A 14,428-nucleotide genomic window follows, 5' to 3' on the forward strand; every position below is an offset into this window, starting at 1 on the left:
TCATCGCGCTCGCGGCCACGGCGGCGAGCGCGCGGCCAGTCAGTTGATGATCTCGCCCATGCCGGCTTCAACGCGAGCGCGAAGCGTCTCGATGAACTCGGTGTCGTACTTCTCCCAGTCCTCCAGCTCGCCCACGACTTTCAGGGCGTGCGTGCTCCGATACGAGCGCGTCGGATTGCCGGGAAACTTCTTGTCCGTCACGTTCGGATCGTTCTCGAAGTCGCCGAGGGGCTCGACGATGTAGACCCGCGGTCGGCCGTTCCCCTTGGCGATCTCGGCAGCGAGTCCGGCGCCTTTGGCGATCGCCGTGAAGTAGATGTGGTTCATCACCAGGCTCGGCTTGTAGTTGGAGGTGAAGCCTGGCTTGAGCAGATCGCCGGACCGGAGGTCGGCTTTGGTGCCATGGAAGAAGGGCCCCTGATCGAGTGCCTGCATGTGTGCTCCGTGCGGGGAATCGGCGTTCAACGCAGCGCTCAACGCAGCGCTCAACACCGAATGGGGCGCGACAGGACGTCGTGCGCGGTCGGCATCTTACGCAGCCCGACGCGCTCGTCGACTCCGCGCGGAGCTCGGCAACGCGACCGCGCCCTGCATGAGCGCCTGAGCGACGCGATGAGCAGACCAAGACCCGCGATGACCATGGCCGATGTCGATGGCTCCGGCACCGGCTCCACGGGCGGGACCGCCAACGGCGGCGCGACGGTGGGTGGCAGCTCCGTCACGGCCGGCGGCAGCACGAAGAGCAGCGGCGGGGGAATCGCTGTCGGCGGTAAGCCCGTTGGCGGCGGCCCGATGGACACCCGCGGCGGGCTCACGAACGAGCCCGGCGGCATCGCCGGCACGCCGGTCAGCGGAGATGGCGGCAAGGTTGACAGCGGCGCTGGCGCGTCTGCAGGCATCGGGTCGGGCGCACCCGCCCCCGGTGGATCGAAGACCAGTTCCTCGTCACCGGGCGGCTTGGCGCCGCTGCCTCCACTTCCCGGCAAGCGCGTGATGCGGCTGACATTGCGACACACCGTCGGGACCATCACGCAGGCCGAGCCCTCGCAGTAGACGAGCGCACGGGCCATCGCGTCCAGTCTGGTCAACAAGCGGTACATCGGCAGGGTGGCGGCCCTGTGGACCTTGTCGGAGTGGAACCCGACAACGATCTGGCAAGTCAGATACCCGGGGCAGGTTTTGCGTCGGCGCGCCGACGCACCGGCGCGGCAGTGAGCCGGGGTCAGGCCACTACCACCTCTGGGGTTGGCCTGCCCTGCTCCCCAAGTGGGGAACAAGGTTCCCCCACCAATCAGAGGTTCTTCCACTGCTGGTTGGTGCCCGTGCCGCAGGCCCACTGGATCACGCTGGTGCTGTCCGCCGTGCTGGCCGCATTGACGTCCATGCACAGACCGCTGAACCGCGACTTGAGCCGGAAGTAGCCGCTGCCCATGTCCTCAGTGACCCACTGCTGGCTGGTGCTGCCGTTGCAGGCAGCCTGCACGATGGCGGTGCCGTTGGCCGTGCTCTGGCTGGCGAGATCCAGGCATTGGCCGCTATGGCTGACCTTGAGGCGCGACCAGCCGCCGCCAGCGTTCTCGAAGTTCCACTGCTGGTTGCCGCTGCCGCTGCAGGCCCACTGGATCAGCGCGGTGCCGGCGCTCGTGCTGGCGCCTTGCACGTCCAGGCACTTGCTGCTGTGGCGGGCCTGCAGCATGCCGCCTGCCGGGGAGCCATAGATGAGGCCGCGGCCGACGCTGCTCATGTAGACGCGGCCTTCGGTGTTCATGTCACCGGTGATCAGGCTGCCATTGCCCGGGCCGCCGAACTGGTGGGTGTCGTCATTGATGCGCACCCAGTTTGCGCCGGCGTCGGTGGAACGGTAGATGCCCCGCTTGCCCGTGCCCACCGTGCCCCAGATGAAGACGGTGGGATAGCTGGAGCCGCTCATCGCCTTGCCGAAGCCGACGGCGCCGGCATAGCTGACGTTGGCGATGTTGGTGAACGAGCTGCCGGAGTTCGTCGAGCGCGCCAGGCCGCTGCCGTTCAGTGCCACCCAAACGTCGCCCTCGCGGCCCGGGGCGGTGCGCAGCAATGTCGATCCCCATTGGGCGATGGTGGCGGTGGGGCTGAAGCTGACGCCGCCGTTGGTGCTGACGCGGATGGTGCCGTTGTCGTAGACGTAGAACTTGTTCGAGTTCACGGGATCCGCCACGGGAGCGATGCTCCCGGTGCCCAGGCCGCCAACGGCAGTCCAGGTCGGCGAGCCGGACGTGAAGTTGGTGGACCGGTAGGTGGCGTAGGTGCCGTCGGAGTTCCTGAAGGTGTGCAGCAGAGCGCCGCCGTTGGCGGCCAGCGCGACGGTGCCAAACGTGCCCCTGATGCCGGGAACGTCCGTCCAGGTGGCGCCGGTGTCGCTGGAGCGCTTCATCGAGTTGCCCACGCGCACCATCGTCGCGGTCGCGCCCGCTGCGACGGCCAGACCCGAGGTGGTGCCGATGCGCGGGTTGTGCACCTGGCCGTAGCTGTCGATGCTGCCGGTGTGGCGGAAACCGTCGAAGTCGCCGATGACGGAGACCAGCGGCCCGCCCGGCACGCTCACCACGCCCAGCGGCACAGTCTCCTCCAGGCCTTTGACCGTGAAGGCCCAGGCCGGGGCGGCGGCGTCGACGTTGGCGGAGCGGAAGATCCCGTTGCCGGACGTGACCCAGGCGGCCTTGCTGTCGAAGGGATCGAACTCGATGTCGGTGGCCCAGTGGATGGACTCGGTCGAGATCCAGCTCACACCGTTAGGGTCCAGGCTGTAGCCCTTGGCGACCAGGTCGGTCCAGGTGGCGCCGCCGTTGGTGGAGAGGAAGAAATGGTCGCCCCAGACGTTGGGGTTCTGTTGCATCCACGTGTTGCTCGTGGAAATGATGACGCGCTGGGCGTTGGCCGGGTCCACCGAGATGCCGGAGAACGGACGGGTGGTGCCGCTCGGCGTCACGTTGGTCCAGCTGCCGCTGGCCACGTTGTACTTCCACACCTGGCCGGCATCCAGCGGCTCGGCCGGGTTCACGTTCGTGCCGCCGTTGCCGTCGGGACTCGGACCGGCGCCGTTGGCGTAGGTGACGAAGAGATTGCCGTCGCTGGCCAGCGCGGCGCGCTGCGGCAGGTAGGCGGTCGGCGCGTTGGGCACCGCCGTGAAGCTGGTGCCGCCGTTGTCGCTGCGGTAGAAATTGGTGCCCACCGAGCCGTAGCGCGACACGCCCACGAAGATGCGCTGGGCAGCACCGTTGACGACGCTGGTGGGGTCCATCAAGACGAAAGCGACGCCCGCGCCGTTGGGCGTGCTCGTCACGGGCAGCGACGTCACGCGCGAGAAAGTGGCGCCAGCGTCTGTGCTCTTGAAGAGGCCGTTGGCGCGCGAGCCCGCGTAGACCACGTTGCCGTTGCCGGGGTCCACTTGCAGCCGCTCACCGTTGCCGCGCCCCATGCCATTGCCATTGGCACGCCACAGGTTGCTCACGTCCGTGATGCGACTCCAGGTGGCGCCATAGTCGGTGGAGCGCATCACCACCGTCTTGCCATTGCTGAAGTAAGGCACGCCGGCGACGGCATAGACGACCGCGCTGTTGTTCGGGTCCAGCGCCAGCGACTCCACGTGGTAGAGGCCGACGTCGTCCTGGGAGAAGCCGTCCAGCAGCGGAATCCACTTCGAGTTCGCGGCGTCCCAGCGGTAGGCGCCGCCCACGTCGGTGCGGGCGTAAAACAGATTGCGCTGCGTCTTGCTGGGAATGACAGCGGTCACGTAGCCGCCACCGCCAATGGCGACGTTGCCCCAGCGGTAGGACTGGGCTTGGGCGTGGGGGGCGGCCGTGAGCGCCAGAACGGACGCCACCAAGGGCGCGAGGATCCAGGTCTTCATGCGGATTGTCTCCATGTGCCGGTCCAGGCGCCGGCGTGTTGAGAGGACATTCCGCGTTGGCTGCCTCGCTTCAGGTTGGACAAGCGCCGCGCCGCCATTTGGTCATACCAAAACGGAACAGAGGCATGTTCATCGTTAACTTACGGTGTGAAATACGGGGTTTGTGCCAATAAATACAAGACTTTTGCAACCAGGACTTCGTATTTTGAAACTTTTGGTCAGGCCAATCGCCTTCAAACGGCGGCCGTGCTTTCACATCAGGGCCTTGTAGGCGGGGGCCGGCGCCCCCTCCCCCGCACGCCGCCTCCTCACTCCACCGTCACACTCTTCGCCAGATTCCTCGGCTTATCCACGTCCGTGCCGCGCGCGCACGCCGTGTGATACGCCAGCAGCTGCAGCGGCACCGTATGCAGGATCGGGCTCAGCGCGCCGTAATGCTCCGGCAGCCGGATCACATGCAGCCCGGGCTCGCTCTCGATCCGCGTGTCGCCGTCCGCGAAGACGAACAGCTCGCCACCGCGCGCCCGCACTTCCTGCATGTTGCTCTTGAGCTTCTCCAGCAGCGTGTCGTTCGGCGCCACCGTCACCACCGGCATCTGCGCCGTCACCAGCGCCAGCGGGCCGTGCTTCAGCTCACCCGCCGGGTAGGCCTCGGCGTGGATGTAGCTGATCTCCTTGAGCTTCAGCGCGCCTTCCAGCGCGATCGGGTAATGCAGCCCGCGACCCAGGAACAGCGCGTTCTCCTTGCGCGCGAATTCCTCGCTCCACGCGATCACCTGCGGCTCCAGCGCCAGCGCCGCCTGCACCGCCACCGGCAGGTGGCGCAGCGCCTTCAGGTGCTCGGCCTCCTGCTCGTCCGTCAGGTGGCCCCGCGTCTGCGCCAGCGCCAGCGTCAGCAGGAACAGGCCCACCAGCTGCGTCGTGAAGGCCTTCGTCGACGCCACGCCGATCTCGGCGCCGGCGCGCGTGATGTAGGCCAGCGCGCATTCGCGCACCATCGCGCTCGTGGGCACATTGCACACCGTCAGCGTGTGCAGCATGCCCAGCGAGCGCGCATGCTTGAGCGCCGCCAGCGTGTCCGCCGTCTCGCCGCTCTGGCTGATCGTCACCACCAGCGTGCGCGGATTCGGCACGCTCTCGCGGTAGCGGTACTCGCTGGCGATCTCCACGCTGGTCGGGATCTTCGCGATGCTCTCCAGCCAGTACTTGGCCGTCGAACCCGCGTAATAGCTGGTCCCGCACGCCAGGATCAGCACCGAGTCGACCTCCTTGAACACCCGGTACGCGCCGTCGCCGAAGAGCTCCGGGCTGATGCCCGTCACCGCGTCCAGCGTGTTGGCGATCGCCACCGGCTGCTCGAAGATCTCCTTCTGCATGTAGTGCCGGTACGGCCCGAGCTCCGCGGCGCCGCTGTGCGCGTGCACCGTCTTCACCTCGCGCTCGACATTGACGAAACGCCCCGTCGCCGCATCCTTGCGGCTGATCCAGTAACGGCCCAACTGCAGGTCGACGACGTCACCCTCTTCCAGGTAGACGATCTGGTCGGTCACGCCGGCCAATGCCATCGCGTCCGAGGCGACGAAATTGGCGCCCGCGTATTCGTCCCTGCCCACGCCCAGCACCATCGGCGAGCCCTCGCGCGCGCCGATCACCCGATGCGGCTCGTCCTTGTGGAACACCGCGATCGCATACGCGCCGCGCAGTTGCCCCACCGCGGTCTGCACCGCCTCCAGCAGGTCGCCGTGGTAATGGAAGTCCACCAAATGGGCGATGACCTCGGTGTCGGTCTGGCTGTGGAAGACATAACCGCGGCCCTTCAGCTCGGCGCGCAGTTCGTCGTGGTTCTCGATGATCCCGTTGTGGACCAGCGCCACGCGTCCAGGCTGGCGATGCGCCTCGGCGCCCGGGCCGTGCGAAAAGTGCGGATGCGCGTTGTGGACCGCCGGCGCGCCATGCGTCGCCCAGCGCGTGTGCGCGATGCCAGTGCCTGCCGCCACGCCGTCCTGCGCGGCCAGCGCCTGCAGCTCCGCCACTCGCGAGGTGCTGCGCGCCCGGCGCAGCATGCCGTCCTGGTGCACCGCCACGCCGCAGGAGTCATAGCCGCGGTACTCGAGCCGCTTCAGGCCCTCGATCAGGATGGGAACGATGTCTTTCTGGCTGACCGCGCCGACGATGCCGCACATGGTGTGTCTCCCCGGGTGTCCCGGATGAATTGCGAATGGGCGCCATCCTAGGCACGCCGATCAGGTGGATGCTTTCAAATTTATGCCACCAATGAAAGAATCGCTCGCTCTCGACGCACCGCGCCATATTCTTTCATCGACAAATAAATCATGAAATCTTCCATCGAGCTGGACACCATCGATCTGAGGGTGTTGGACCTCCTCCAGCAGGATGCGTCGCTTTCCAACCAAGCCTTGGCGGAACGCGCGCATGTCTCGCCCGCCACCTGCCTGCGCCGCGTGCGACGGCTGGTGGAGACCGGCGTGATCGAGAAACAGGTGGCCATCCTCTCGCCGGACAAGCTGGGCGCGGGCCTGTCGGCACTGGTCGAGATCACGCTCGACCGCCAGGGCGCCGAGCACCTGGACGCCTTCGAGGCCATCGCCGTCGCGGCGCCCGAGGTCCAGCAGTGCTGGCGCGTCGCGCCGGGGCCGGACTTCGTGCTGGTGCTGCAGGTGCCGGACATGCCGGCCTATCACGCGCTGGTGCAGCGGCTCTTCACCCAGCAGGCCAACGTCCGCAACGTGAAGGCCTTCTTCAGCGTCAAGCGCGCGAAGTTCGAGCCGCGCCTGGCCCTCCCGGCGGCGCGCCCTTGAGGCCCCCCACTCTCCCGCTTGCGGGTGAGGCTCGGGGGAAGGCCAGCGCTTGCGCCGTCAGCGCTTGAGGATGAGCAACCCCTTGAGGTACTCGCCCTCCGGGAAGTAGATGGTCTGCGGATGATCCGGCGTCGCGCCGACGCGGTCCAGGATGAGCCCGTCCGCGCCCGCGTCGATGCCGGCGCCGGCCACGATCTTGTGGAACAGCTCCGGCCCCACGCCGCCCGAGCACGAGAAGGTGAAGAGCAGTCCGCCCGGATTCAGCAGCATCAGCCCGAGCCGGTTGATGTCCTTGTAGGCGCGCGCGGCGCGCTCCGCGTGGGCCGCCGTCGGCGCGAACTTGGGCGGGTCCAGCACGATCGCATCGAAGCGCCGCCCCTGACGGAGCAGGTCGCGCAGCGTGTGGTTCACGTCGGCATCCAGCGCCGTGTGCCGCGCCGGATCGAAGCCGTTGAGCGCGACGTGCGCGGTGGCGCGCTCGAGCGCGGGCCCGGACGAGTCCACGCTGATGACCTCGCTCGCACCACCGGCCAGCGCCGCGACGGAGAAGCCGCCGGTGTAGCTGAAGCAGTTCAGCACCGACTGGCACCCGTACTGCCGCACCGCCTCGGCGAACTTGCGGCGGTTGTCGCGCTGGTCGAGGTAATAGCCGGTCTTGTGGCCCTCGGCCACGTCCAGGCTGAGCTTCCAGGTGTTCTCCGAGATGACGATCTCGGTCGGGCCCTCGCCGCGCAGCCAGCCGGTGACCGGCGCCAGGCCCTCGAGGGTGCGCACGTTGGCGTCGGAGCGCTCGTACAGCCGCGTCAGCCCGGTCTGCGCGAGCAGCTGATCGGCGATGGTCTGCTTCCAGCGCTCGGTGCCGGCGGACAGGAACTGCGCGCTGAGCGTGTCGCCGTAGCGGTCGACGATCAGCCCGGGCAGGCCGTCGGCCTCGCCGTGGATCAAACGCACGGCGTCGGAGTCGATCGGCATGCGCGCCCGCAGCGCGATCGCGGCGGCGATGCGGCGCTCGAAGAAGGCGGCGTCGATGCGCTCGCGCTCATCGAAGCTCCAGGCGCGCACGCGGATCAGCGATTCCGGACTGAACGACGCCCAGCACAGGAAGCGGCCATCGGCGGCCTCGACCCGCACGGTCTCGCCGGCGTCGGCCTTGCCCTTGGCGATGGAGCCTTCGAACACCCACGGGTGGCGGCGCAGCAGCGAGCGGTCCTTGCCCTCGCGCAGACGTATTGCTTTCATGGGGGCGGATTGTCCTTGACGACGGCGCTAGTCGTCGCCCAGCCCCTGCACCTGCCGCGGCACCGGCGGCCAGGTGCCGTTCCTGCGGCGCTCATCGAACCAGCGATGCATCGCGGCGTCCTGCACCGCGTACTCGCCGCGCGCGGACTTCCAGACCAGCACCGGCGAGCGCTCGCGCAGCGACTCCAGCGCCCGCTGCGCCATCCCCACGCTGACTGGCTGGGCCAGCAGTTCGCCATAAAAGCGCAGCGCCTCGGCATCGAAGGCGCGGAAGCGCCCGCCCATCTCCAGCATCCGCCACAGCACCACCTGCTCGATGGGCTTGAGGCCCAGGAAGGTGGATTCCATCTCCTCCTCGTCCCGGCGCGAATGCTCCGAGGAGGCCTCCAGCAGGGCCTTCTCGAAGCGCCCGCGGATGCCGGAAAAGGGACTCAGCACGCCGTCCAGCGTCGACATGAACAGCTGTGGCCGATGGCCGATGGCCTCGAAGGCCTGCTGGAGCGCCGCTTGATCCACCGGCGCCAGCGACGGACGTTGCGCTTCGATCAGGCCGGCCACATGCGCGATGAAATCGGCCCCCAGCGGCGGCATGCGTTGCACCTGCGATCCGAAGAACGGCGCCGCGTTCGAATTGACCAGCCGCATGAGCTTGTCGCGATCGGAGCCGGACATCACCAGCATCAAGTTGACCTCGTCGCGCCGGTTCAGCTGATCGCGCGCCGACTTCAGCGAGGTCATCGCCACCTCGCCGCGCTCGCTGGTCAGCGCCTGCTGCGCCTCGTCGATGATCAGCGCCACCGGTTTGCCGGCGGTCTCGTTGAGCGCCCGCAGCGCGTCGACGAGGGTGAGCCCGTCCACCCGGCCGATCCTGCTCGTGTCCACCTGCAGCCAGCCCGCCAGGCTGAGCTTGTCCAGGCCCGCCTTCTTCGCGGCACGCGCGACCAGCCCGAGTTGAGGCTCCAGCGCCTTGCCGATGGCGTCCGCGATGACGGTGGCCGGATCGCGGCCGGTGTCTTCCCACAGGTCCGTGTAGACGACCACCACGCCTTCGGCCTCGAGGGCCGGCTTGAGGTCGGCCTGCAGGAAGGTGGATTTGCCGGTCCGCCGGGGCCCGGACAGGAACAGGCCGTTGTGGGCGTCGCCGAACAGCGTCCGGCCCATCAGCGCCGGCACCATCTGCCGCGCCAAGTCGGTCCGGGGGAAGGAGATCATCGTTTTATCGGCAAATTATCGGGAAGGCGATAATTTATCGGTCCGCCCGATAAAACTCAATAATCGGCGCCGCGGCCCGCTGGCGGACCGCGTGGCGCGGCGGCCGGAATCCGCTGCGCCCCGGCCCCAATCAGCGCTTCGCCGCCGGCCCCAAGGTCCCGAAGGCCCAGCCGATGTTCAGGCTGACCATCGGGGTGCTGTGCTTCTCGCCGCCCAGCGCCTTCCACTGGCCGACGCCGACCTTCACCCGCAGGCGGTCACGGCCGGTGCCTTCCCATTGCGTCCAGACCTCGCCCTGCGTCACCGCGCCGCCGCCGACCGACACGCCGCCGCCGCCCGCCGCGCCGACCAGCGCTTCCGCGCCGACACGCATGCCGTTCCACTTGGGCGACTGCGCGCCCAGGCCGAACATGCCGTAGGAGAACGCGCCCGCCTTGCCCAGCGCCGCGCTGCCGGCGTGTGCCACGCCGTACCACGGGCCGCCGAAGTCGCGCGTCATGCCGATGCCCAGGCCGGTCACGTTGTCGCGGGAGCCGTCCTTGAACTTGAAGTCCTTGAAGTAGGGCGTGCTCAGGTACAGCGTCTGCGCGCGCACTGTGCCTGACTCGAGCGGCGGCGTGTTCAGGATGCGCGAGACCTTCTCCAGCGGCAGCGCCAGCGACCCGCGCACCTGGAAGGAGTCGTAATGGCCCCACGGCGCCTTCATGTAGCCGGCGTCCAGCCGCAGCGTCGGGCCCCAGGGCGTGATCCAGCGCAGCGTCGGCCCGACCCGCACCAGCCAGCCGTTGCCGGTGTCCATGTCGCCGCCGCCGCCCAGGCCGAAGGACAGTTGCCCGCCCACCCGCAGGCGCTGGCTGCCGATGCCCCAGTCCTGGCCCGCGTTGGCGAGGATCTCCATGTAGCCGTCGTGACCGCCGGACGCGGCGCCCGAAGCCTCCAGGCCCCACCACGAGGAACCGTCGCCGAAGTACTGACGCAGGTCGCCGCCGGCCTTGCCCTTGCGGCCGGTGAGCGGCACGCCGCCGCGCGTGCGACTGCCGCTGCGCGGTTTCTCGACGCCGGCGCTCAGCGCGATTTCGTCGAAGCCCATGCCGGTGCGGTCGCCCGCGCGGCCCGGCGAGCCCGAGTCGCTCGGGCTGAAGCTCAGGAAGCGGTCCATCCGGCCGATGGTGAACGCGACGCCGGTGTCCTTGATGTTGCCGTTGCCGTTCGGGAAGGTGACGTGCGACACGCCCACGCCGGCGTACCAGTTGCCGAACTCGCCGCGCAGCGACAGCTCGGGCCGCAGCATCAGGCCGCCGCCCGGACGCACCTTGTCGGAGCTCACGCCGCCGCCCGCGCCCGCATAGACGCTGGCCGCCAGGTGCAGATTGGGGCCGACGCGAAAGCGCCGCTGCAGGTTGAAGCCGACGGTGAACAGCCCGCCGAACTCGCCTTTGGCGGCGCCGTAGGCGGCCGGGCCGATGCCCCAGTCCTCGTTGATGGCGACCATGTAGTGCGCCCCGAGCAGCGCGGTCTTCTGCCCGGTGGGCATCTTGATCGGCGACCAGTTCAGCTCGAACGCGGCGGGCCGGCTGTCGGTCGCGGTCACGACCCGCGGCGGCTCCTTCAGCTCCGGTGTCACGGACGGCGCCGAGACCACCGGCGGCTCGGCCCCGGGCGCTTGCGTCTGCGCCTGCGCTTGGGCCGCGAGCAGCGCCGAGCACAGCAGCAGCGGACGGGACGGGAACGGGGCCTTCGAGGCGATCAGGGCGGTGCGGGGCATCGGGATCAATCGGTTATTTCTTGCGGGCGCGCGGGTGCGCCGCGTCGTAGACCTTGGCCAGGTGCTGGAAGTCCAGCCGGGTGTAGACCTGCGTGGTGCTGATGTTGGCGTGGCCCAGCAGTTCCTGGACCGCGCGCAGGTCGCCGCTGCTCTGCAGCAGGTGCGATGCGAACGAGTGGCGCAGCATGTGCGGATGGACATGCGTGGGCATGCCAGCGGCCAGCGCCCGCTGCTTCAGGCGCTTGCGGACCTGGTCGGCGCTCAGCCGGCGGCCGCGCGGGCCCACCAGCAGCGCCGGCTCGTCGGCCGCGGCCCATTGGCCGCGCACCGCCAGCCATTGCTGCAGGGCCGCCAGCGACGGCCCGCCCAGCGGCACCGCGCGGCGCTTGGCGCCCTTGCCCAGCACCTGCGCCTCGGCGGCGTCGGGCACGATCCAGCCGGCCGAGCCCGCGTGATGCCGCAGGTCCAGGCCCACCAGCTCCGACACCCGCAGGCCGCTGCCGTAGAGCAGCTCGACGAGGCAGCGCTCGAGCGCTTCCATGACGGGATCGGCGACGTCCTGATGGTGCTCGGCCAGCCGCACCGCGTCGTCCACGCCCAGCGCCTTCGGCAGGGGCCGGCCCTGCTTGGGCGCGTGCAGGTCGGCGATCGGGTTGGCATCGACCAGCCCCTGCTGCCCCAGCCAGCGGTACCAGCCGCGCCAGGCGGACAGGATCAGCGCCAGCGTGCGCGGCTTGAGCTTCTCGGCGTGCAGCTGGGCCAGGCCGCGCCGCGCCTGGTGCGCGCTCAGGCGCAGCAGGTCCAGCCCCTGCGCCGAGGCGAAGCCGGTCAACCGCTGCAGCGCTTCCGTGTACAGCGTCAGCGTGCGCTCCGCCAGGCGGCGCTGCACGCGCAGATGGTCCAGGTAGCGGCGCTGCTCGTCAGTCAGGCTGACGGTCGACATGGCCGGCGGCATGAGGGTCGGCGTGCAGCAGGCGCGACAGCGCGGCGCTCGCGATCTCGCCGACGCGGGACAGGAACTCGGTGCCCATCTCGGCCGTGTAGCGCGTCGGATCCGGCGAGCCCAGCACCAGCAGGCCGAAAGGCTGCGCCGGCGCGCCCGCCGTCAGCGGCACCAGCGCCAGCGACGCGACGTCGTCCTCGAGCCAGCGCGCCGCCTCGAAGCCCGAATTGATGCCGCAGTAGGGCTGGTTCAGGCTGCCGACGAAGGTCTTCACGTCCGGGTTGACCTCGGCCGCGAACGGTGCCAGCGCGTGGCCCGCGCCGACGTTCCACAGCCGCAGCCCGGCCTGCGGGATCAGGAACTGGTGGCGCAGCTCGCGCAGCAGCACCTCGGGCAGCTGGCTGTCGTCGCGGGTGAGCATCAGCGCCAGCGTCCAGCGGTGCAGCCGGTCGGCGATCGCGACGTTCTCCTGCCCGTTGCGGATCATCTCGATGATCTTGTGCTCCAGGCCGCGGATCTTGTCGCGCAGCAGCTCCGCCTGGCGCTCCTGCAGCGAGACCGCGTGCTGCCCGTGCGGATGCGAGATCCGGACGTTGGCCAGCAGCTCGGCGTGACGTTCGAAGAACGCCGGGTCATTCGCCAGGTAGTCGGCGATGTCTTGTTCGGTGATGCCTTCGATGCCGCTCACAGTTCGATTTCTCCTTCAAAGACCGTCTGTGCCGGCCCTGTCATGTAGACCGGGGCGTCGAGCCCCGGGCCGCCCGGCGTCATGCCGGCCCATTCGATGCGCAGGTCGCCGCCGCGGGTGTGCACTTCCACCGCCTCGTCCAGCCAGCCGAGCCGGATGCCGGCGACCACCGCCGCGCACGCGCCGGTGCCGCAGGCCAGCGTCTCGCCAGCGCCGCGCTCGTACACGCGCAGCTTCACCTCGCGTCGGCTGATCACCTGCAGGAAGCCGGCATTCACGCGCCGCGGGAACGCCTCATGGTTCTCGACCAACGGGCCCACGATGGCCACCGGCGCCTGGTCGACGTCCTCGACCCGCTGTACCGCGTGCGGATTGCCCATCGACAGCACCGCGACGTCGGCCGTCATGCCGTCGCCCAGGTCCAGCGGCCAGCGCGCGAAGTCGCCATCCACACCTTTCGCCGGCCGGGCCGTCGCGCGCGCCGGATCGAACGGGATCGCGGGCAGGTCGAAGACCGGCGCGCCCATGTCCACCGTGACGCGGCCATCGTCGCGCAGGCGCAGCTCGAGCAGCGCGTTGATCGTCTGGACGCGGATGGTGCGCTTGTCGGTCAGCCCCTTGTCGACGACGAAGCGCACGAAGCAGCGCGCGCCATTGCCGCACTGCTCCACCTCGGAACCGTCCGAGTTGAAGATGCGGTAGCCGAAGTCCACGTCGGGCGTCTTCGGCGCCTCGATCACCAGCACCTGGTCGCAGCCCACGCCGAAGCGGCGGTCGGCGACGCGCCGCAGCTGATCGGCGCTCAGCGGCATCGGGTGGCGCGTGGCGTCCAGCACGACGAAGTCGTTGCCGGCGCCCTGCATCTTGGTGAAGCGCAGTTTCATGGGGGCGGATTATCGGGAATACAGCGAAGCCTCGCCGGGCGGCCGCGTCTTGAATCGCTTGTGGACCCAGAAATACTGGGCCGGGTGTTCGCGGATGCGGTCCTCGAGCCAGCGGTGGAAGCGCAGCGCGTCCGCCTCCACATCGCCGCTGGGGTAGCCGACCAGCGGCTCATGGGCGTGGATGACGATGCCCTCCCCCTTGGGCAGCATCGTGACGATGACCGGCTGCACCACCATCTTCATCGTCTCGGCGATCTTGGCCGGCGCCAGCAACGTGTTGGCCGGCACGCCGAAGAAGGGCACGAAGGCCGAATCCTTCGGCCCGAAGTCCATGTCCGGCAGGTTCAGGAAGGAGTAGCCGTCGCGGATCGCCCGCAGGATGCTGCGCACGCCCTCCTGGCGGTCGACCAGCTTGGTCGTCCCGAAGCGCGAGCGCGCCTTGCGCAGCGCCTCGTCGAACAGCGCGTTGCTCTGGCGCTGGTAGATGCTGGCGCCCGGGCGCGACTGGTTCAGCATCAGCGCCGGGCCGATCCAGTCCAGGCCCACGAAATGCGGCATCAGCCACATCACCGGCCGGTCGACCTGCTCGGAGAGCTTGATGTTGCCCTCGATGCGCATCAGGCGCAGCAGGCGCCGGTCGGACGCGTACCAGAGCAGGCCGCGCTCCAGCAGGCTGCGGCCCAGCCAGCCGAAGTGCTCGCGCACCAGGGCCTGGCGCTCGGCGAGGGATTTCTCGGGGAAGCAGAGTTCCACGTTGCGCAGCGCGACGCGCCGGCGCGATCCCGCGACCCGGTGCAGCAGCGCGCCCAGTCCCCACCCGAGCGCGGCCAGCCAGCGCAGCGGCAGCCAGTGCAGCAGCCAAAGCAGCGCGATCAGCGCATATGTACCCAGTTTTCCCATCCACCCATCCGTGGGCCCTTTCGGGCCTTTCCTATAATGCGCGCCCATGTCGCCGAGTTAATCTGGACAACTTGCGGGGCGACTCATAAATC

The 14,428-nt window shown here is 69.2% G+C and carries 13 protein-coding genes; 2 read left to right on the forward strand and 11 right to left on the reverse strand.

Features of this window, described 5'->3' with window-relative positions:
* Positions 1–39: 39 nt before the first annotated feature.
* Both arr and FHT38_RS25755 read right to left on the reverse strand, forming a co-directional pair.
* Complete coding sequence (gene arr / locus FHT38_RS19740; RefSeq protein WP_091727691.1) at positions 40–435, reverse strand: NAD(+)--rifampin ADP-ribosyltransferase; 396 nt, start codon at positions 433–435, stop codon at positions 40–42.
* Between the two features lie 50 nt (positions 436–485).
* Entirely contained in the window at positions 486–641 is a 156-nt protein-coding gene (locus FHT38_RS25755; protein WP_404935745.1) for a hypothetical protein, read from the reverse strand.
* Between FHT38_RS25755 and FHT38_RS25475 the strand changes: the two genes are divergently transcribed.
* Positions 634–1,053 carry a hypothetical protein gene (locus FHT38_RS25475; RefSeq protein WP_255488868.1) on the forward strand — a complete coding sequence of 140 codons (420 nt, stop codon included), beginning with the start codon at positions 634–636 and terminating at the stop codon, positions 1,051–1,053. The two genes, FHT38_RS25755 and FHT38_RS25475, sit on opposite strands and share 8 nt — an antisense overlap.
* 238 nt (positions 1,054–1,291) lie before the next feature.
* On the opposite strand, the gene FHT38_RS19750 is transcribed toward FHT38_RS25475, so the two are convergent.
* Both FHT38_RS19750 and glmS read right to left on the reverse strand, forming a co-directional pair.
* Positions 1,292–3,886, reverse strand: coding sequence for an RICIN domain-containing protein (locus tag FHT38_RS19750; protein WP_183492980.1), 2,595 nt, complete (start codon positions 3,884–3,886; stop codon positions 1,292–1,294).
* A gap of 308 nt (positions 3,887–4,194) precedes the next feature.
* Positions 4,195–6,069, reverse strand: coding sequence for a glutamine--fructose-6-phosphate transaminase (isomerizing) (gene glmS / locus FHT38_RS19755; RefSeq protein WP_183492981.1), 1,875 nt, complete (start codon positions 6,067–6,069; stop codon positions 4,195–4,197).
* A gap of 150 nt (positions 6,070–6,219) precedes the next feature.
* On the opposite strand from glmS, the gene FHT38_RS19760 reads away from it, so the two are divergent.
* The gene (locus tag FHT38_RS19760; protein WP_183492982.1) at positions 6,220–6,705 is read left to right on the forward strand and encodes an Lrp/AsnC family transcriptional regulator; all 486 of its coding nucleotides are present in this window, start codon (positions 6,220–6,222) and stop codon (positions 6,703–6,705) included.
* A gap of 57 nt (positions 6,706–6,762) precedes the next feature.
* Here the strand turns inward: FHT38_RS19760 and FHT38_RS19765 are convergent, their stop codons facing one another.
* The 7 genes from FHT38_RS19765 to FHT38_RS19795 form a co-directional block, all read right to left on the reverse strand.
* Positions 6,763–7,944, reverse strand: a complete 1,182-nt coding sequence (locus FHT38_RS19765; protein ID WP_183482837.1) for a class I SAM-dependent rRNA methyltransferase — start codon at positions 7,942–7,944, stop codon at positions 6,763–6,765.
* Positions 7,945–7,971: 27 nt separating this feature from the next.
* Positions 7,972–9,156, reverse strand: a complete 1,185-nt coding sequence (locus FHT38_RS19770) for an AAA family ATPase (protein WP_183492983.1) — start codon at positions 9,154–9,156, stop codon at positions 7,972–7,974.
* A 130-nt stretch (positions 9,157–9,286) separates the two neighbouring features.
* Positions 9,287–10,921, reverse strand: a complete 1,635-nt coding sequence (locus tag FHT38_RS19775) for a hypothetical protein (RefSeq protein ID WP_183492984.1) — start codon at positions 10,919–10,921, stop codon at positions 9,287–9,289.
* 13 nt (positions 10,922–10,934) lie between these two features.
* Entirely contained in the window at positions 10,935–11,864 is a 930-nt protein-coding gene (locus tag FHT38_RS19780) for a tyrosine recombinase XerC (protein WP_255488869.1), read from the reverse strand.
* On the reverse strand, positions 11,842–12,552 hold the full coding sequence (locus FHT38_RS19785; protein WP_183492986.1) for a DUF484 family protein: 711 nt from the start codon (positions 12,550–12,552) through the stop codon (positions 11,842–11,844). Before FHT38_RS19785 ends, FHT38_RS19780 begins: the two co-directional genes overlap by 23 nt.
* Positions 12,549–13,436, reverse strand: coding sequence for a diaminopimelate epimerase (dapF, locus tag FHT38_RS19790; protein WP_183492987.1), 888 nt, complete (start codon positions 13,434–13,436; stop codon positions 12,549–12,551). Before dapF ends, FHT38_RS19785 begins: the two co-directional genes overlap by 4 nt.
* 9 nt (positions 13,437–13,445) lie before the next feature.
* Complete coding sequence (locus FHT38_RS19795; RefSeq protein WP_183492988.1) at positions 13,446–14,336, reverse strand: lipid A biosynthesis acyltransferase; 891 nt, start codon at positions 14,334–14,336, stop codon at positions 13,446–13,448.
* Positions 14,337–14,428 lie beyond the last annotated feature (92 nt).

Origin of the sequence: Mitsuaria sp. BK041 (assembly GCF_014193085.1) — a bacterium.
Lineage (GTDB): Bacteria > Pseudomonadota > Gammaproteobacteria > Burkholderiales > Burkholderiaceae_C > Roseateles.